The 20502-nt window shown below is 31.5% G+C and carries 19 protein-coding genes; 14 read left to right on the forward strand and 5 right to left on the reverse strand.

Annotated elements, in window-relative coordinates; translation table 11 throughout:
• Positions 1-301: 301 nt before the first annotated feature.
• Positions 302-3358 (reverse strand): T9SS type A sorting domain-containing protein, encoded by a 3057-nt coding sequence (locus V9L05_RS18555; protein ID WP_338813375.1) that lies wholly within the window; start codon positions 3356-3358, stop codon positions 302-304.
• 731 nt (positions 3359-4089) lie between these two features.
• Between V9L05_RS18555 and V9L05_RS18560 the strand changes: the two genes are divergently transcribed.
• The 8 genes from V9L05_RS18560 (at position 4090) to V9L05_RS18595 (ending at position 13148) form a co-directional block, all read left to right on the forward strand.
• A complete protein-coding gene (locus tag V9L05_RS18560) occupies positions 4090-7392 on the forward strand; it encodes a S41 family peptidase (RefSeq protein WP_338813377.1) in 3303 nt (1100 codons plus the stop codon).
• 402 nt (positions 7393-7794) lie between these two features.
• On the forward strand, positions 7795-7956 hold the full coding sequence (locus tag V9L05_RS18565; protein WP_338813379.1) for a hypothetical protein: 162 nt from the start codon (positions 7795-7797) through the stop codon (positions 7954-7956).
• Positions 7957-8056: 100 nt separating this feature from the next.
• Positions 8057-9796, forward strand: a complete 1740-nt coding sequence (locus tag V9L05_RS18570) for a T9SS type A sorting domain-containing protein (RefSeq protein ID WP_338813381.1) — start codon at positions 8057-8059, stop codon at positions 9794-9796.
• Positions 9797-10081: 285 nt separating this feature from the next.
• Positions 10082-10762 (forward strand): class I SAM-dependent methyltransferase, encoded by a 681-nt coding sequence (locus tag V9L05_RS18575; RefSeq protein WP_338813383.1) that lies wholly within the window; start codon positions 10082-10084, stop codon positions 10760-10762.
• A 119-nt stretch (positions 10763-10881) separates the two neighbouring features.
• Entirely contained in the window at positions 10882-11145 is a 264-nt protein-coding gene (locus tag V9L05_RS18580) for a hypothetical protein (protein ID WP_338813384.1), read from the forward strand.
• A gap of 6 nt (positions 11146-11151) precedes the next feature.
• On the forward strand, positions 11152-11442 hold the full coding sequence (locus V9L05_RS18585) for a PIN domain-containing protein (RefSeq protein ID WP_338813385.1): 291 nt from the start codon (positions 11152-11154) through the stop codon (positions 11440-11442).
• Complete coding sequence (locus V9L05_RS18590) at positions 11411-11563, forward strand: hypothetical protein (RefSeq protein ID WP_338813386.1); 153 nt, start codon at positions 11411-11413, stop codon at positions 11561-11563. The genes V9L05_RS18585 and V9L05_RS18590 overlap by 32 nt, the downstream gene beginning before the upstream one ends.
• Before the next feature lie 121 nt (positions 11564-11684).
• Positions 11685-13148, forward strand: coding sequence for a membrane dipeptidase (locus V9L05_RS18595; protein WP_338813387.1), 1464 nt, complete (start codon positions 11685-11687; stop codon positions 13146-13148).
• 235 nt (positions 13149-13383) lie between these two features.
• Here the strand turns inward: V9L05_RS18595 and V9L05_RS18600 are convergent, their stop codons facing one another.
• The gene (locus V9L05_RS18600; RefSeq protein WP_338791894.1) at positions 13384-14217 is read right to left on the reverse strand and encodes a helix-turn-helix domain-containing protein; all 834 of its coding nucleotides are present in this window, start codon (positions 14215-14217) and stop codon (positions 13384-13386) included.
• 32 nt (positions 14218-14249) lie between these two features.
• On the opposite strand from V9L05_RS18600, the gene V9L05_RS18605 reads away from it, so the two are divergent.
• Both V9L05_RS18605 and V9L05_RS18610 read left to right on the forward strand, forming a co-directional pair.
• Positions 14250-14543, forward strand: coding sequence for a hypothetical protein (locus V9L05_RS18605; protein WP_338813389.1), 294 nt, complete (start codon positions 14250-14252; stop codon positions 14541-14543).
• A gap of 127 nt (positions 14544-14670) precedes the next feature.
• On the forward strand, positions 14671-15081 hold the full coding sequence (locus V9L05_RS18610) for a cupin domain-containing protein (RefSeq protein WP_338791890.1): 411 nt from the start codon (positions 14671-14673) through the stop codon (positions 15079-15081).
• Positions 15082-15248: 167 nt separating this feature from the next.
• Here the strand turns inward: V9L05_RS18610 and V9L05_RS18615 are convergent, their stop codons facing one another.
• Entirely contained in the window at positions 15249-15932 is a 684-nt protein-coding gene (locus tag V9L05_RS18615; RefSeq protein ID WP_338813390.1) for a hypothetical protein, read from the reverse strand.
• A 301-nt stretch (positions 15933-16233) separates the two neighbouring features.
• On the opposite strand from V9L05_RS18615, the gene V9L05_RS18620 reads away from it, so the two are divergent.
• Complete coding sequence (locus V9L05_RS18620) at positions 16234-17295, forward strand: ArsO family NAD(P)H-dependent flavin-containing monooxygenase (protein WP_338813391.1); 1062 nt, start codon at positions 16234-16236, stop codon at positions 17293-17295.
• A 43-nt stretch (positions 17296-17338) separates the two neighbouring features.
• On the opposite strand, the gene V9L05_RS18625 is transcribed toward V9L05_RS18620, so the two are convergent.
• Positions 17339-18199 carry an IS3 family transposase gene (locus V9L05_RS18625; protein WP_338813392.1) on the reverse strand — a complete coding sequence of 287 codons (861 nt, stop codon included), beginning with the start codon at positions 18197-18199 and terminating at the stop codon, positions 17339-17341.
• Between the two features lie 50 nt (positions 18200-18249).
• Positions 18250-18633 (reverse strand): transposase, encoded by a 384-nt coding sequence (locus tag V9L05_RS18630; protein WP_338811880.1) that lies wholly within the window; start codon positions 18631-18633, stop codon positions 18250-18252.
• A gap of 157 nt (positions 18634-18790) precedes the next feature.
• Here V9L05_RS18630 and V9L05_RS18635 point away from each other — a divergent pair, with 157 nt between their 5' ends.
• The 3 genes from V9L05_RS18635 (at position 18791) to V9L05_RS18645 (ending at position 20501) form a co-directional block, all read left to right on the forward strand.
• Positions 18791-19354: a TetR/AcrR family transcriptional regulator gene (locus V9L05_RS18635; RefSeq protein ID WP_338813393.1), complete on the forward strand. Its 564-nt coding sequence runs from the start codon at positions 18791-18793 to the stop codon at positions 19352-19354.
• A gap of 66 nt (positions 19355-19420) precedes the next feature.
• Positions 19421-19987: a carboxymuconolactone decarboxylase family protein gene (locus V9L05_RS18640; protein WP_338813394.1), complete on the forward strand. Its 567-nt coding sequence runs from the start codon at positions 19421-19423 to the stop codon at positions 19985-19987.
• Between the two features lie 64 nt (positions 19988-20051).
• Positions 20052-20501 (forward strand): hypothetical protein, encoded by a 450-nt coding sequence (locus tag V9L05_RS18645; RefSeq protein WP_338813396.1) that lies wholly within the window; start codon positions 20052-20054, stop codon positions 20499-20501.
• Position 20502 lies beyond the last annotated feature (1 nt).

Raw genomic sequence — 20502 nt, forward strand, 5'->3', positions numbered from 1 at the left:
ATATTACAAAATATAAACAGAATTCTTCTATTCAATTGGGATTTTTGATTTATACAGATGAATTTTGTGAAGTTAGTAATACACAAGAATTTCGTCTTTATGGAGAAGTTAGTTAAAAGAAAAATTCCCCTTTTATGTAATTTGTTTTGAATGGATACATAATCAAAAAAGAGGCAAAAAGCTCTACACAAAACTTTTTACCTCCTTTTACAACCTCATAGAAGATAAATACAAAGGTATTATATTATCAGTCCAATAATAGGTAAGAGTCTTATTTTATTACAAGATTGCTTTGGTTGGCTTATTCTTTAACAATACGTACAGTACTTGTCTTTTCAGAATCAGAAACCTGAAGTAAATACAATCCTAGAGGTTGATTTTGTAAGTTTATTGTTCCTTCCAAAAATGCTCCTTCTTTGGTTTTGTTTTCTTCAATAATTAGTTTTCCTGTTGCATCAAACAAACGAACAGTACAGTTTCCTTCTCTTTCTGTTTTTAGGCTATACGAAAACTCATTTGAAGTTGGATTTGGATAAACTACTACTTTTTCATTTTTGAAGAAGTCTTTACTTGCATCTGCTTTAAATAAAAGAACAAAACGTTTTATTTCTGTTCCTGCTTTTGCACTAAATTTATAATTTCCATCTTGACGCAAATTGTGTAAAGTATTGGTAAGTGAATCATATAAATAAACTTCATGGCTAGAATGAAAATATTTTAAGGTACGCAGAGAAATTTGATATTCTCCTTCCACTACAATATTCATGGCTAAAGGAAGTTTTTGTTCCTTATCAAAATTACCTAAACCGTTAATAGAAAAATACTCTGTTTGTTCTTCATTTTCATTATACGAATAAAGGGTAGAAAATTTACTGTTCATTTTATGAAGTTTACCTGCATCAAATCCATTATCGTAATTTGGTGTAGCTCCTTCTTGAAAGTAAATAGTTGTTTCATCTGCCATTCCTCCTTTTTCAATCGCTAAACGAATCAAACCTTGTTTAGTGTTTTCTATACCTGTAGTTTTATAGAAACGAGCATCTGTTGTTAAACGAATCGAATTATCTATATTTACCGTTCCTGCTGTGTTTGCTCTTACAAAAAATCCTTGCATAGAAGCAATTTCATTTGTACCTCCATTATTGCTTACTCCACTAGCTGTATAACTTGCAAAATTTCCGTTGTACTGACTAACAGGAATATCAAACTGTACCTCAGAACTCAAGAGCGTATTATTCAAATTGTATAAAGCAGTCCAAGAAATAGGAGAAGGATAAGGATTTCCAATCAAATTATAACCTTGTCCACCACTATTTGTAACCCCAATAGATTGAGTTCCATTATTCAATGTTCCATTCAAATCAATAATTTGTTGAGTAGCAATATTAGCTTGATAACCTTTTGCAGGTAACAAGTTCGGAGTGGTAGGAACTTTATAATTAGAAATAAAAGCATTGTAATACGCACTAGTTATTACGTTGTTGTTTGTTTCTTCAAACTGAAAAAAGTTAGGAAAAGGACGTACAAAAGCAGGTTCTGGAGCTGTATTATAAGCTGTATTTAAAACCAAACTCATATCATCTCCAAACTGTGAAATAGTTGCATCGGAAAAGGGCGAAGAAAACAAATGATATGCTTGAGCGTCATATCCACCACCTCCAAAGCTAGGAATAGTCGAAGATTGAGGAATGTATCTTTCTGCAATTACATTACCTTGAACAGTATTGATAGGTGAAGCATTAAATATCAATGCTGTATTAGTAGCAGTTGAGCGAAGCGCAAAATTAGCTCCTACTGGCACAACTACATCTCCATCTTGCATAGATAATTTTTCAGAAATACCAAAATTACCTTCAAAAGTAAGCGTTTTCCCTGTTCCATCCATTGTAATATCTTTGATAGTTGTTTCTTTATAATTGGCTGCATCTGTTTGAAAAGTAAGTGTTTTGTTTACAGTAAAAGGAAGTGCATATTCATCGTATGGATTTCCTAGAGCATTGAGTCCATTTTTTTGAATTACAATAGTAAAACCATCTTGAACACACTCAACAGCACGACCAATATTTGGTTCAGTATTTAGTCCTATAGCAAAAGAATTAAGAGTAGTATATGCATGTCCTATATTAAACTCTACAAAACCACCCAAAGAAGAAAATGGGTTTGCATCAGTTATATAATTTGCATCTGTTCCATGAAGAATATAATCTTCTATAAAAAAGGCTTGAGCAAAATCATTTTTATCTAATAAAAGAAGTTCAAAATAAAAAGGAGAAACTGTGGCATTAATATAAATTACTTGAGTGTTATTAAATATATATCCATTATTGGTAGTAGGAGCAAATGGTGTAATCCCTTTTAAAGTAAATTTAGTATTTCCTAAATTAAGATTTTGTGTTGCAATCATCTCTGAAACATACAGACAGGCTCTTAAATAGGTATTATCTGAAGCTACTGAAGTAAGTTCTACATCTGTGAAGGAGATATTATCCAAATCAGAAGAATAACCTGAAATATACATAGGAGCTCCAGCAATTGTTGTAGGAGAAGAAAGTCGTTTATAACTTCCTTCTATACTGACATTATTTAGAATAACGCTTCCAGCAGGTAAAAAACTTGCGTAACGCAAAATAGGGTTTGCACTTCCATTGTCCCAACCTCTTATTTGAAGTCCTATATGTCCTGTTCCATCAGTTACTGTGATATTAGAAAGACTAGCATTTCTATTAAATTTAAAGAAAGAAATATCTCCATTTCCTGGATCTCCTGTTCCATTTGCTGAAAAAGTAGAGTTATTTATTGTTACATTATCAATACCTATTCCACCAGTAGCTTGGGATTGAACAAAAATCCCGATGTTATTATGATTAGTAACAGCTAAATCTTCTAAAAGAATATCGCTTACAGTTACATCACTTATTTGTATTCCATAGCCTGCACCTTGAATACGCATATTGCGAATGGTTACATTAGAGGCTTGTACATTAAAACCAGTACTTGAATTATTAGCAGGATCAATGATTACATCTATGGCAGGATTTGTTCCATTTCCTGTGCCTACTATAGAAACTTCTTTAGTAATAACGGTATTATTTGCTGTATATGTTCCTGCTGCCACATTTATTTGATCACCAGTATTTGCTTGAGTTATTGCATAAGCAATTGTCTGACAGGGAGAACCAAGTGTTGTACAATCATTAGCACCTGCATTACTACCTGTAGTGGCTACATAACGGTTTTGGGCAAAAATGGCTGTTGAACTAAAAAATAAGAGGATTATTACACTTAGAAATTTCCATTTTAAGTATTTAAAAGGACTTTTTGAAGATATTGATTTGATTTTTGTTAAATGTCGTAACATAGTTAGAAAAAAATTAATTGTAAAAAATGAAAAACAACTATTTATAAAAAACAGCAAAGGAGAGAGTTTGTATTAAATATACTCAAATATTGAAGTAAAATGAAATTTGGGTGTACTTTGTTTGAATTTTTGAAAAAATAATTTCAAAAGAAAATAAAATTATTTATTTACTGATTAACAGTTGTTTATGATAAATGAATAATATTTTCACTACTTTTTTAAGTAGAAAAATATCAAAAACAAAAACTGTAGGTAAAAATTGCACTACATTATTGATAAAATGTTAATTACTAAAGTCCTATTTTTAATTATATCTAATTTTTATCTTTTTTAGTTTTAAAAATAAATTGCATTAAAAAAAGTCGCAACCTCTATGTTAGCTAACAAATTGTACTATCTAAAATAGCTCATTGTGTATTTTGTTTAGTAACTCAAAGTTTTGGAAGACTGTTGAATTTGGTAAAATACTGTTTTTGATGTTCAGACTGGAAGTCTTAACTACCTTAATACAAACCGTAATAAGATTTATTATTTGGATAAAAAACGAATGGGGGAAATGAACATTCAAAGGGATTTAAAATTGTTACACAAAAAAAGTTAATTTCTATCTTAATAAAGCACAATTTGTAAGTCTGAAAGTATATTTGTTACTTACTGTTTTTATACTTTAGACCCTAAGGATTTTAAAAACTATTAGGATCTAATATTTCATACACACAATTTATTTTTTTATGAACACACTTACCAAGTCGTCAAAATGGATTTTGGCAGCTTTTGCTTTGCTGCTGACTTTTCCTGTTTTGGCACAGGCTGACACACAGAATACGCAAACAACAACAGATAATGACAATCCTCTTTGGATGCGTTATTCAGCTATTTCTCCCAACGGACAAAATATTGCTTTTTGCTACAAAGGTGATATTTATAAAGTAGATGTAAATGGAGGACGTGCTTCTTTGCTTACTTTGCATGAAGCCTATGATGTAAATCCTGTTTGGTCGCCAGATGGCAAAATGATGGCATTTGCTTCTGACCGTTTCGGAAATAAAGATATTTTCTTGATGAGTGCAGACGGAGGAGAGCCAAAACGTCTTACAATTCATTCTTCTGATGATACGCCTGTGGCTTTTTCACCTGATGGAAAATTTGTTTATTTCAATGCGTACCGTATGCCTACAAAAAGTGATGTCGCTTTTCCGTTTGGTGGTTTCGAACAGCTTTATAAAGTAGCTATTGATGGAAAAACACGTCCAGAAATGGTTATCAATGAAGTTACTCAAAAAGGAAATCTGAATGCAGCAGGTAACAAACTCGTTTATGAAGACCGTAAAGGCTATGAAAATGAATGGAGAAAACACCACGTTTCAAGCGTTGCAAGAGATATTTGGGTCTATGATATGGCTACTAAAAAACATACTCAACTTACAAGAAATTTAGAAGAAGACCGTAATCCTGTTTGGGTAGGTGATGATGTTTATTTTTTGAGTGAAAAAGGAGGCGTTGATAATGATAAAGTTTCTATGAATATCTTTAAAATGTCTGCTGCTAATCCAAGTGTACAAACAAAGGTTACAAACTTAGAAAATCATCCTGTTCGTTTTCTTTCTTCCTCAAATGATAAAACGTTGTGTTTTGGCTATAATGGCGAAATTTATACCATGAAAGATGGTTCAGAGCCTAAAAAAATTGCTATTCAAATTGCTCAAGATAATCGTTACAATGCTATCGAATATAAAAACTTGAAAGGTGGAATTACAGATATGGCAGTTTCTAGCACTGGAAAAGAAATCGCTTTTATTGTGCGTGGCGAAGTTTTCGTAACAGCAGTCGAAAATGGTTATACCAAACAAATCACAAATACAGCAGAACAAGAACGCAATGTAGATTTTTCTCCTGATGGAAAATCGTTGATTTATTCGGCAGAAAGAAATGGAAGTTGGAATGTTTATCAAGCTAAATTAGGAAGAGAAGAAGAGAAATATTTTTATGCAAGTACAGTTTTGAATGAAACACAACTTACCAACAATAAAAATGAATCTTTTCAGCCTTTATTTTCTCCAGACGGAAAAGAAGTTGCTTATATAGAAGACCGTAAGGCACTCAAAGTAATTAATTTAGCTTCAAAAGAAGTGCGTACTGTTACTGACAAACTTTCGTATTCGTATTCTGATGGCGACCAATATTATGCGTGGTCTCCAGATTCAAAGTGGTTTTTGATTACTTATGAACCAAATAAAGCGTGGATTCCTCAAGTGGGTTTAATTGCTGCAACAGGAAAAGAGGCTATCAAAAATCTTACTCAAAGTGGTTATAATGATGCTGCTCCTCGTTTTGCAATGAATGGTAAGGCTTTTTATTGGTTATCTGATAAAGAAGGTTTGCGCTCTCATGGAAGTTGGGGTTCTGAATACGATGCCTATATTCAATTTTTTGAAGAAGATGAGTGGAAAAAATTCACAATGTCAAAAGAAGAATATACACTTTGGGAAGAACTAAACGGAAAAGACAAAGACGAAGACAAAGAAGATGACAAGAAGGATAAGAAAGACGACGACAAAAAAGAAGAAAAAGTAGAACCTTTGACTTTTGATTGGACAGGCTTCGAAGACCGAAAAGAACGTCTGACTAGCCACGCTTCACAAATGAGTGATGCTGCTTTAAGTCCGAAAGGCGACAAACTTTACTATCTGACTTCTTTCGAAAAAGGGGCAGACCTTTGGGTAGAAGATTTGAGAGAAAAAGAAACTAAATTAGTCTTGAAACTTGGCGTAAGAGGTGGAAGTTTGGTAATGGATAAAGAAGGTAAAAACCTTTATTTGTTGGCAAATGGAAGTATAAAAGTTATTGATTTGGCTACAAACACTCCAAAACCAGTTTCTATTGATGCCAAAATGCAACTCAATGCAGCAGCAGAGCGTGAATATATGTTTGAACACATGTGGAGACAAGTACGTGAAAAATTCTATGTTACAGATATTCATGGTGTAGATTGGGATTTTTATAAAAAAGAATACGCTCGTTTCTTACCTCATATCAACAATAATTATGATTTTGCCGAAATGGGAAGCGAACTTTTGGGAGAACTCAATGCTTCACATACAGGAACTCGTTATCGTCATTCTGACCCAAATGGAGATATGACAGCCGTTTTAGGTGCTTTTTATGATGATTCGTACAAAGGAAACGGATTGAAAATAACTGAAGTTTTGAATAAAAGTCCATTGCAAAAAGCAAATAAAGATATTGCAGCAGGCGACATTATTCAAAAAATTGATGGTGTAGAAATCACGCCTACAATGAATTATCATTTTCTATTGAACCGTAAGGCAGATGAAAGAACACTTCTTACTATTTTGGATGCAAAAACAAATGCTACAAAAGAAGTCATTGTTTTGCCTATCCAAACTTGGGAAGAACGTCAGCTTTTGTATGAGCGTTGGGTAAACACTCGTAGAGAAGAAACCGAAAAATTATCTGATGGAAAAGTTGGTTATGTTCACGTAAGAGGAATGAATAGCGATAGTTTCAGAGAGTTATTTTCGGAGGCTTTGGGTCGTCATGGCAACAAAAAAGCCTTGATTGTAGATACTCGTTTTAATGGTGGTGGTTGGTTACACGACGACTTGGCTACTTTCCTTAGTGGAAAACAGTATTTTGAAATCGTGCCAAGAGGAGAAAAAATAGGTACAGAACCGATGTATAAATGGAACAAACCTTCTACTGTTTTGATGAATGAAGGCAATTATTCAGATGCTAATATTTTCCCTTATGTCTATCAACATTTAGGTATTGGAAAACTTATCGGTATGCCAGTTGCAGGAACAGGAACGGCTGTTTGGTGGGAGCGTTTGATTGACCCAACTATTGTTTTTGGTATTCCACAAGTAGGAATTATTCGTACCGACGGAAAATATATGGAAAACACAGAGCTTATTCCAGATATTGAAATCAAAAATAATCCTACGCCACAAAGCGAAGGAAAAGATGAGCAGTTGGAAGGAGCTGTTAAAGAAATGTTAGAAGCCACAAAATAATTGTGAATGATAAATGGTTAATTGTGAATTAAATTGCAATTTCTTTATACTGAAAATTCCCTTAAAGGCTTTTTGCTTTTTAGGGAATTTTTTTGTATTTGAAGAAGACTATGAAGCATTTTTGTACTGTAGCCTACTATTTTTAAAAAGTGGTTTTTAGTTGCAGAGCAACGTTATATTTGTAGTAGAATAATGTATATCTTTCTTTAAAAGTTGCAGCGCAACGCAATATTGACATTTTAAATATAAATACTGAAAATTATATTACGTTGCGCTGCAACTTTTGAACTTTATGTTTTGATTTTTTCTACAAACATTTCGTTGCTCTGCAACTTATAATTTCAAAAAAATAGTAGGGTACAGTAGCATTTTTTATCACCAAAAAAGAAAATATCTAAAATTATGAAGAAGAAAAATTTAAACGACGTAAGAAATCCAGAAATCATTTTTGACGAGCGATTAGATAAGTATAATGACAAAAATTTATTTCCAGAGAAATTAGCGAAAGCACAGGAAATAATTGCTAAATATGGACTTCCTGATATTAAAAAAGACAAAAAGTAGATTTCTTTTGTTTTTATACTGAAAATTCCCTTGAAGGCTTTTTGCTTTTGAGGGAATTTCTTATTTTCACATAAAAAAATAACCAAAAAACACATTTGATATGAAAAAATATTTGCTAATATTAAAGAATTGTTTATTATTCTTCACTTTTACTCTTATACCTTTATTTACATATTCTCAAGAATGGGAATCAGTAGGTGGGGGGAATGCTACAGATGGTAGTATATTTACCGTTGATTTTGCATTTAATCCAATTACTAATGAACCCTATGTATTCTATACTGATATAAGTGATCGCTACGAACCTAGTAAATTAGTAGTAAAACGTTTTGATGGAGAAAGATGGGTAATAGTAGGACAAGAAAACTTTTCACTATCAAGTGAAGTGGCTATGAAAATTGATTTTACTTCTGTGGGGCAAGCATACATTGCATCCTTAAACAATACAAATGAAAAAACAAATATAAGTATTAGAAGACTTGAAGGAAATGTATGGACAGAGATAACCCCACCTATATCAAATTCTTACACGTCTGTAATTTATGAATTAGGTTTGAATATGTTTATTGAGCCATTTACTGACAAATGTTTTATTTCTTATGTAAGTATAAATACTGATATACGTGATGCCCCCTCTCGTCTGTCAGTTATGAGTTTTACTGGAAGACGTTGGGAGCAACTGGGAGAGTCTTTACCTGAAGGGATATATGGTACTACAAGATACAATAAAGTAACCAAAGAGGTTTATGTAGTATATACTAAGAGTGAAGAAGATAAATTAACTATTAGACATTTTGATGGAAATGAGTGGGTTTTATTAGGAGGAGAATTGGTATCAGAAGAAAAAACCTATTTTGAAGACATGGCATTTAATCCTATTAGTGGAGAACCTCATATGGTTTATCAAGAGGAATATGATGATGGTTTTTTTGAACCTGCACCTAGATTTAAAATCTCTAGATTTGATGGTACAAACTGGGTAGAATTACCACTTCCTGATAGACTTTATCCTAGTGGACAAGATTCAGATTTGTCCTTCCATCCTGTAACAGCAGAACCATACTTTATTTGTTCTGACCCTAATGAATATTTTAAGTCTTCAATTCTCAAGTTTAGTGATAGCTATTGGCAATATGTAGGAAGCAAAACGATAGATGGCAGTTATAGTAGCAACTATCAATCAGTTAAGTTTCATCCTATTACATCAGAACCATACATTCTTTATTCACAAGGTGGAATTTACGAGAATACTACTTTCATAAGAAAGTTTGTTTCTCCTCCGTTAACTGGTAGTGTACCTCCAGCACCTACAGGATTATCTACTATTGAAGTTTTAGCTAAAAAAATTAGTATTTCGTGGAATTCTACTGACAATGCTACAAATTATAAAATATATAAAGATGAGTTGTTAGTGGGTACAATATCATCACAACAGACAACTTATCAGTTCAGTAATCTTGATGAAGAAACAAACTATCTTGTCAAAGTAGTTGCGATAAATAATATTGGTACAGAAACTATACAATCAACTCCAGCTTATTTAAAAGTACGCACTACTAAAGGTGAAGATACTGTTACAGGAATTGAAGATGTAAAAAACACATTATTTGAACTATACCCAAATCCTAATGATGGCATTTTTACTATACAATTTATGATACCTATATCAGAAGAGATACAGATAAATGTAGTAGATGTTTTGGGTAGAAATCAAACTGTTCAATTAAATAAAACAACTCAAAGAGTAACTATAAATATGAATCAACTTTCAAAGGGAATATATTTTGTTCAATTGACAAAAGGAGGTAAAATGTATTCTGAAAAGATTTTGATAAAATAATTACCTCCTGCTCCCCACCTGTTCGTAGTGTCCCACTAAGAATCTATAATGCATTCAAGCGTCACGCTTTACGAGTTAGAACTATGTATTCGGGAGTAAAATCAAAACACGTAGTTACGATGATAAAGATGGAAACAAAAAATATGTTACTGAAATTATAGCTGATAAATTTATTATGTTAGGAAAACATAGTTCAGATAGAGCGAATATAAGCGAAACTATTTAAATTGAACGTAGTTGTGTGTATAAACAAGTTGGTGATCATTGAAAAGAAACATCGCACAAATGAAAAACGAAATGAACAACGTAGAAATATTTGAAAATGAAAGAGCGACAGGCTACAATCAGTTTGTAGAAACTTGGATACCAAACTATCACTATTTTTTAGACCGTTTGCCAAAACTATTAAGTGAAACAAACTCAAAAGAATTGTTGGTAGTTGGTTGTGGAACAGGAAACGAAATAGAAAGATTTGTCCAAGCACCTGAACATTGGACAATAACAGGCATTGACCCTTCGTCTGAAATGATTAAACAGGCAAGTGAAAAACTTCAAAATTATGATAACGTAACTTTAATTGACGGTTTAGTAGCTGACCTTGACATTGAGAAAAAATATAGTTCTGCAACACTTTTGTTGGTTTTGCACTTTTTGAACGACAATGGCGACAAACTAAACTTACTGAAAGACATTGCTGACAGATTAGTTTCGGGTGCAACATTTGTAATGTTGGACATAACAGGAGACAAAAACCAAATCAGACAAAACCTACAAGTTCTCAAACTTCTTTTACCAAACAGTATAGATAAAGAAGAAATAAATAATCGGCTGAACAGAATAGAAAACAAACTTTTTGCAGTTTCGGAAGAAAGATTGTCAGAATTATTGCAAGAAGCAGGATTTGAACCACCACTTCGCTTTTTTCAATCGTCAATTTATATGGGGTGGTTGACAAAAAAGAAATGAATGAAATAAACATTAACAATAGCTATACGTAATGTTAGGACTATGCATTCGGCTTCCAGCCGTGATTTTTGTATCTTAGTAGTATGATTTTAAAAAGATAAAAAATAAATAATTGAACTATGCAAAATGAGAATATAAATCAACAAGAAAAACAGTTGTTTTTGAGTATTTTACAAGAATTAGAACAAATTCCAAAAGAATATCTGAAGGTTGTTTTTGGTGTTGTTCAGGCTTTTCGTCAAAATTTACCTTCTGATACAAGTGAGGTAAAAGAAGATGCAGAAACTTTTGATTGGGAAGAGTTATCTGATGAAATTATGAAACGTAGAAAAGAAGACAATCAACAGTTTTTTAAGCGAATGGATAATTTTATAAACGAATAATTATTTATGGGAACTAAAAAAGTGCTGTTAGATACAGATATTTTATCGTATTATTTAAAGAAAAATCCTGTTGTAGTTGCAAATTTTGAAAACTATTTAGCAGAACATCATCAAGTTTTTATTAGTCGTATTACAGTGATAGAAATTATGGGAGGATTGAAAGTAAAATCAGCTTCTAAGCAATTAGAGTTTTTTGAAAATTTTATTTCATCTTTTCAAATTTTAGATACTTCAAAAGAGGTTGCTCAACTAGCAAGTTCTATTTTTGCAGAGCTGTACAAAAAAGGAACGACATAGTGGAAATTTTGATGTCCTCAATGCAGCGATTGCAATGGCAAACAATTTAGCTATTTGTACCAATAATGAAAAAGATTATGAAAATATTGATGGCTTAGAAATTCTAAATTGGACAAAGTAATAGTTTGCTTTCCTTTCTATCGAAAATAGCCTTATCATTACAAAAAGTAATTCTAAGGCTATTTTTTTTGTATCTTAGGTCATAATCCATCAAATAAAGAATTAGCTAAATATTTTTAAGTATGAGTCAATATGATTTTTATGTCGATTTGCATTGTCACCCAGCTATGAAGCCTTTTGGAAAAAGCTTTAATAAAACAAATAGGGAAAATAGCACAAAACTTAGTGATAAAAGCAGCATTTGGCATCAGCAAACTCCTAATATTTTCAAGAAGATTATTAATACATTAGGCTCTTTGACAAAATTTACACAATCTGATTGTACTACTCTTTTTAAAGGAGGAGTACACGTGGTTTGTGCCTCTTTATATCCTCTTGAGAAAGGTTTTGTTAAAAATAAGTTAGGTCAGAATATGATTTCAGATATACCTCTGAATCTTCTAACAGGTATTGGAGATAAAAGAATTGATTATCTTCAAAATTTGGATAGTTATTTTAAAGATTTAGAAGAAGAGTATCAATTTTATCAACAATTAGATGGAGTTGTAGTAAAGGTAGATAATCAGCATAAAGTTCGTTATAAAATAGTAAGAAGTTACGATGAAATTTTATCGTATGTAGATACAAACCCAGATAGTGATGTAATTACTATATGTCTTCTCCTAAGTATTGAAGGTATGCACGTATTAGATTGTGGATTGTATGGAGCTAATAGCAACTCAGATATTAATTTATTGAAAGAGAATGTAGATAAAATCAAAAATTGGCAGCACTCTCCTTTCTTTGTAACACTTGCACATCATTTTTGGAATGAGTTGTGTGGACACGCCAAAAGCCTAGTCGGAATAGCTGATTGTGTTACGAATCAAGAATACGGAATAGGAGAAGGATTTACAGAAAAAGGAAAAATAATCCTGCATCAATTATTGGAAAATAAGAATGGAAAACGTATTCTGATAGATATCAAACACATGAGTGTTAAGGCTAGAGAAGAATATTATCAAATCTTAAAGGAAGAATATGCTTCAGAAAATATTCCTATTATTATTAGTCATGGAGCAATGAATGGACTGACTTCACCTACTAATCCTAGCTTATCCTCTATCAAAACAGGAAGACTTTTTTATAAGGAAGATATTAACTTTTATGATAGTGAAATGGTAGAGGTAGCACAGAGTGGTGGAATTATGGGTTTACAGATGGATGAAAGAAGATTAATAAGTAGAGAAGCACTTAAAAATGTAAAACGGTCTATGCGAAGACACATGCTATTACATTATCGTTCAGAAATTGTGTGGAATCAAATACAACATATAGCAGAAGTTCTTGACAAACATAATCTTCCTGCTTGGAATAGTATAGCTATAGGTAGTGATTATGATGGCATTATAGATCCTCTAAATGGTTTTTGGACAGCCTCAGAAATGGATTTGCTAGCTAGTTATCTTGAAAGACATGCTGAAAACTATTTTAAAAATCCTAACTGTCCGTTAGATAAAGAAAATAAAATACTACCTAGTGAAGTTATTTCAAGAGTAATGAGTTCGAATGCACTTCAGTTTTTAGAAAAACATTTTAAATCGTAACTGCTCAATTTATGCTTTTCCTTTTTTTATTGGTTATTTTTATAGGCTCTTGTCCGTTTCTAAAGTGATGTGAGGTAAGTAGTTTTTTGTTTTACAAATTAGCACGTTTATTTTTTTTGTTTTAAGTATTGTCTTCTAATTTTTGAACATTCAAACTGCTGTTGTTGAGTCTTTACTTTTGACAGCCGTTACGATGACCAATAAAAGGAAGTTTTAGAGATAAATTTTGCCTTTTCTACTTCATCCGATTGCGATATTCACTTGGTGTAACACCTAAAACTTTTTTTGTGTAACGAGTAAAAAATGACCGACTTGAAAATTCCATTTCATCGGCAATTTCTGCTATATTCAAATTTGGGTTTTCTAAAAGTAGTACAATACGTTCTTTTGTATTTCGCTGAATCCATTCCGAAGCAGTAATACCTGAATTTTGTTTGCAAATGGAATTCAAATATTTAGCAGTAATATTAAGTTTATTGCCATAAAACTGTACTTCACGTTCTTTCATACAATATTCTTGAACTAGATGTATAAACCTTTCGTATAACGTTCCGATTTGCAAGGTGCGTTTTCTACGTTCATACTCATTCGCAAATATATGCCACATTTCAAGAATAAAAAGTCGCATTTGCAATTTTAAAGCTTCTTTATAGAAACGATGTTCCTTGTCCTGAAATTTGTCATATAACAGTTGAAAGTTTGATAGTATTCTTTGCTTGTCATTTTTATCATTTATCTTTTTTAAGGGATATTGGCGAGAATGCAATGTAGCGTCAATTCCCCAATTTTGGTCAGGTATATTATCATTCAAAAATTGATTTTCTACGAGCAGAACTGTTGCTCTAAAGCCTTTTGAAAATTCTAAATCTTCTACTTTACTATTAGCAAACCAAAATACAAATTCATTGCTCTTACATTTTAGTTTTGTGTCGTTGAACAAAAAAGAGAGACTACCACAATGGCAAAATAGATGTGTATGATAGTTTAATTGAAAGTTGTTCGGAAAATCCTGTTTGTTTGACAATTCCAATATAATAATACGTGGATACTTTTCTTCTTTTCCATTCATTGAAACCTATTTTTATAATATAAGCAATCGACATGTCACCTTACATTGATTGTGTTAAGCCTTATGGTTCTTTTACCCAAGTAGGACAACCAATTAATGGTCAACTAGAGATTAATAATTTTAATATGATATTTAACCGTGTTAACTTTAATGGGTCTTTAATTGGTGGAATACCCAAAACCCAAGAAGTAATGGACTATTGTGCTAAAAATAAAATTTATCCTCAAATTGAAATCATTAAAGCAAAAGAAATCAATACTGCTTGGGATAAAGTAGTTAATAAAGAAGCACGCTACCGTTATGTAATTGACGCTACCACAATTTAATTAAAAAAAATAATATAATTTACAAAATGTAAAATATTAAATGATTATTATAAAACAAATAACTACTTTTTTAATTGCAACAATATTTGTTGCAAGCTGCAATACAAAAATTGAAAAACAAAAAAATATGAAGACAGATAAAACTGAATTGAATGCCATTTTTCCAAAAGGTGAAAAAGGCTCAGAGGAATACTTTACAGGAAATGCTTTTAATATAGGTTTGGTAAATGCGAATTCTATTTACAATACAGCAGTTGGAAACGTTTATTTTGAACCTAGTGCAAGAAGCAATTGGCACTCACACCCATCTGGTCAAATACTGATTATTACAGATGGAGTTGGTTACCACCAAATTGAAGGGCAACCTATCAAAACCATAAAAAAAGGAGATGTTATAAAGTGTCCCCCAAATGTCAGGCACTGGCACGGGGCAAGTCCTGACGAAGGTTTACAACAACTTTACATTGTTCCCAATACAGAAAAGGGTATTGTAGATTGGATGGAGTCAGTAACAGATAGTGTTTATAAGTCTAAATAACCGTCCAATGAATCAGTCTCAAACGATTTACTAAAATTAAAAATTCATATTATTTTCTTTTATCAAAATAGCCTTACGATTACTCTTTGTAATACTAAAGGCTATTTTTTCTTTTATAGTAAACTGAAATACAACTATCTTCAACTTTAAAACGAGGTTGATTCAACTTATTTTGGATCGCTAAATGTTAGTTTAAGTAATTTTATAAATTCTTCTTCGTCTTTTATATTTAGCTTATTTTTCTTTGCATTATTTTCGAAATCATTACCTAAAAGCTTAAAAGCCTTCTTTTTTTGAGAAGGTACTTCTACTATAGGTCCATTTTCCTTCAATTGAATAAAGAATGTTTCAACTACATTTCCAAATGAAGCTGGAATGGCTGCTGTGTAACCTCCATCAGGCTCTTGACCTTCATTGTACTTAATAACTTGTTTTTTTATTAAACGCATACCATTACTATTTTCCCATAATAATAATCCATAACCTAATCCATCTTCAGGAAAATTTGCCACAACATAAGAATAATCTTTACCTGCCAAATCAATACGATATTTGCTTAGTGGACTCATAGCTTTCAAATTTCCATTTTGGTCTTTAAACAGAAGAATCTGTTTATAGGCATCATAACGCACAAATATTACTTCATCTATTTCTGAGCAAGTAGCTTCTTGAAATTCTATAGTTGTATAAGGACTACCTTGCACATCACTATAATTTTTATTACCAGCTTTTTCATTTAGATTATAGGAAAGACTAAATCTATCATGGGCTTTAACTGTAACACTCTGTGCTTTGACGAAAGTACTAGCTCCTAGAATAAAGAAGATAGCAAATAAAAACTTTTTTTTCATGGTGGTGATTTTTTATGTGAAAAAATATAATATAAGAATGTTTTTTATTTAATATGTGAAAAAAAACACTCTCACAAATTCAATAATCTATTTTATTTATTAGTTTTAAATGTACAAAAAAGAATTTATAATGTAAATTATAGAAGGGTTTTTTATAAAAAATATGGCTTTATCAAGTTTGAGTGTATATAAACTTCTTTTAATTAGTGTCCCACTAAAAATTTATTGATGTACTTTAACTTCATACTTTGTGTTTTTTGTCTCTAGGAACTTGTGGCTATTTTTTTTGTACCTTAGTGAGATGAAAATATATGATGTACTAATAATTGGAGGTGGACAAGCAGGGTTGTCTATAGCCTATTTTTTAAGAAGAAGTAAATTAGACTATTTAATTTTAGATAATCAAGAACAAACAGGAGGTTCTTGGTTACAGACTTGGGATAGTTTAAAATTATTCTCGCCTTCCGAGTTCAGTTCTTTGTCAGGTTGGGGAATGCCCAAAACGGAAGAGGAATATCCTACCAAAACCGAGTTTATAAGTTACTTATCTGCTTATGAAAAACGTTATGATTTTGCAATAGAAAGACAAACTGAAGTTTTGAAAGTGGTAAAAGAAAACGAACTTTTCAAGATAGAAACAAACAAAGATACTTTTTATTCCAAGACTTTAGTAAGTGCAACAGGAACGGCTGGTAATCCATTTATTCCAAAATATCCAAATCAAAATAGTTTTTTGGGAGAGCAAATTCACTCTGTGAATTATAAAAATTCAGGTGATTTAAAAAATAAAAATGTGCTTATTGTTGGAGGTGGAAACTCTGGAGCGCAGGTTTTAGCTGAAGTTTCTAAAGTGGCACATACAAAATGGGTTACTTTAAAAGAACCTCAATTTCTTCCTGATGATATTGATGGTCGTTATCTTTTTAATGAAGCAACCCAAAAATTTTTAGGCAATTCAGATGAAAAATCTACTGGAGGTTTTAGTATTTCTTTGTCCAATATTGTGATGATTGAAAGTGTTAGAGAAGCACGAGATAAAAATGTATTAAATGCCGTCCGACCTTTCAAAGAATTTTATGAAAATGGAGTTATTTGGGAAGGTGGGACAAAAGAAGAATTTGATGTAGTCATTTGGTGTACAGGCTTTAGGTCTAATTTAAAACACTTAGAATCTTTAGATATTTTTGAAGACAAAAGAATAGAAACTGTAACTACTCGCTCAGTCAAAGAACCTAATTTATGGCTTATTGGCTATGGAAATTGGACAGGATTTGCTTCTGCGACAATTTATGGTGTTGGCAAAACAGCTCGTTATGCAGCCAAACAAATTATTGAAGTAGTATCAAAAAATGAAAATGTCTAGTCCTGAAATAGTGTTACAGTTTTTTAGATAGATTAAATATATATCAGGCAGTCTTAAGATTGTCTGATTTTTCTTTTTTATAGGTTCTTATTTCAATATTTTCCTTTTGATGTGTTTGCTCTGGTGTTTGCATATATAAAGAAAAATGAGGTCTTTCTTGATTATATATTTGTACACTTTGTTGTACTAATTGTTTCATCCAAGTCAAATACGATTGTTGAGTTTCTAGTAAAAACTCTTGTTTGAGAATATCTTGTTTGAGAATACCATTGACACGTTCTGCTACTGCATTTTCGTAAGGGTCATAACATTCTGTCATACTACAACGAATACGATTTTTAGTTAAAATCGTCTGATATTCATCACTACAATATTGGACACCTCTATCTGAATGATGAATCAATTCTCGTAACGGATAATTTCTGTTTTTCAATGCCATTTTTAAAGCATTTGAACAACCAACAGTCTCTAAGCTATTAGAAACATCAAAACCAACTATTTTCTTTGAATACGCATCAGTAACCAATGCCAAATACATCGGATTTTCTCGTGTTCCAATATAGGTAATATCACTTACCCAAACTTGTTCTGCTCCATCTACCTTCAAGTTTGCAATTAAATTTTTATGCTTTTTGAAACGATGAAAGGAGTCTGTAGTAACATGATACCTCCGTTTAGGTAAAATAAGAAGATGATTAGCTTCCAAAATACGAAATAGTTTATCTCGTCCCACTTTTAAAGCCTTTAAAGGAATTTTTAAAATGTGGTAAAGTTTACGAGTACCCACTCGTGGCATTCGATGTCTAACTTCTTTGACTAAATCAACTACTTTTTGAGCTAATTCTTTGTATTTATCTGTCCGAAATAAAGAATAATAATATACCCGTCTAGATATCCCAAGCAATTTACAGGTCTTTTCAATACTGGTTGCAGGCTGTTCACTAAATGAACTAACTACTTGGGGTTGGAGTTTTTTCGTATAGAAATTTTATATTCTTTTTCGGCTAAGTCAATCATCATGTCAAACAAAATGGCTTTCTTATCTAAGGTAGATAATTCTTCTTGTAGAGTGGCATTTTGTTTTTTAAGAAGACGAATTTCCTGCTCTTGTTCCATTAAACGTTGTTCTGCTGTTTTCATAGGACGAATTACTTTATAAGAATGATCAAAATTACCGTATTTTTTTAACCAGTTCACAACAGTATGACGACATTGAATACCATAATTCCGTTGTGCTTGAGTTATTGTAAAAAGACCTTGTTCTATTTCCTTAACTACTTGAAGTTTGAACTGCATGGTATAGTCTTTCTGTGTACGTTTTACATAGGTACGTTCCATAATAAAATTGGTTGTGTAACACTATGTTAGGACGAGACAAAAAGTATAACTAAAAACCTTCCAAATAGGGTAAAAAAAGCCTATATTTTAGAAAAAGTGTTAAAATATTTATTATATCTAAACGATTGTTTAGTTTTGTCGTATAACAAAATAGAAAATGGCAAGAACAAAGAAATATAACGAACAAGAAGTAATCGAAAAAGCTATGAATTTATTCTGGCGCAATGGTTATGAAACAACTTCTATGCAAATGCTTGAAAAGGAAATGGGAATTAATAAATTTTCTATCTATTCAAGTTTTGGCAGTAAGAATGGAGTTTTTTTGGAAAGCATAAAATGCTACAAAGAGAAGTTAAATGAGCTTATCAATAAGCTAAAAACTTCTAATAAAGGCACTAATGGCTTAAAGGAATATTTCTACGATTTTATAGCGTTTTCAAAGGAAAATGAATGTGGAAAAGGCTGTTTGATAACTAATACTGCCAATGAAATTGGACAAGATGCAGATGAACAAATTAAAACATCTTTATTCAGCTTTACAGAACATGTAAGAACTGTATTTGCCGAAGTTTTGAAGCAAGATAAGACAAAAGATAACAATACTATTGAGCAACAAGCAGATTATTTGCTTATCTCAATGTTTGGTTTGTCATCAGCAACACGAGTATTCAATGAATTACAACTAAAAAACTACATCGAAAATATTTTCAAAAACGTATAACATTTTTTTTAATCTTAAACTAACCGATTGGTTAGTTATATAAACTATAACATCTAATTTAAAATTATGAGCACTACTCAAACAGGTGAAACATTACAGATTCACACTATCGAAACAGCACCAGATAATAGTAAAGTATTACTTGAAAACTCTACCAAAGCTTATGGTTATGTTCCAAATTTACATGGAGTGTTAGCAGGAGCACCAGGTTTATTAGAAGCCTATCAAAATATTCATGAGTTATTTGCAAACTCATCTTTCAATAATGATGAACTTACTGTAGTATGGCAAACTATTAATGTAGAACACGAATGTCATTATTGTGTACCTGCACATACTGCCATTGCTAAAGTAATGAAAGTAGATGATGCGATAAGTGAAGCATTACGTAATAAAACGGAACTTCCTACTCCAAGATTGGAAGCATTAAGAACAATGACATTATCTATGGTAAGAAATAGAGGAAATATATCAAAAGATGATGTTCAAGCATTTTATAGTGCAGGATTTAATCAAAGACAATTATTAGAAATTATTCTTGGTCTATCTCAAAAAGTAATCAGTAATTATACAAATCATATTGCTGAAACACCTTTAGATAAAGGATTTGAGGCTTATTCTTGGAATAAATAATAATCAATAACTATAAAGATGTTGAAAATAATTTTTAACATCTTTTTTTAATTCTATTCAATTCATGAAAAAATCAAGTAAAATATACATTACTATTTCTAGTTTGTTAAGTGGTCTTATACTTAGCCGATTTGCTATTTCAAAACTAACAGGGTGGGAAATTTCGGTTAAAGCATTTATTGAAATGGCTAAACCTTTGGGAATTGACCCAACATTTTTTAGAATCTTTACTGGAGTATTAATTTTGGTTGTTTTTATATCTTATTTAATTACTGCCATTTATACTTTCTTTCAGGATAAAGAATTTTTAAGTCATCGTATAAATTACTATGTATTTGGAATCTTTGCTCATACACTTGGACTACTTACAATGGTAGGGGCGTTAATCGCAGAGTTTGCTTTGAGAGTGGAGCCAAAATGGCTACTTGTATTCATTGCTCTTGGTATTGTCATCTCATCTGCCATCAATTTGATGATTTTTAATAAAAAATTAAAAACACTAAATTTAACTTAAT

The organism is Bernardetia sp. Wsw4-3y2 (assembly GCF_037126295.1).
Taxonomy (GTDB): domain Bacteria; phylum Bacteroidota; class Bacteroidia; order Cytophagales; family Bernardetiaceae; genus Bernardetia.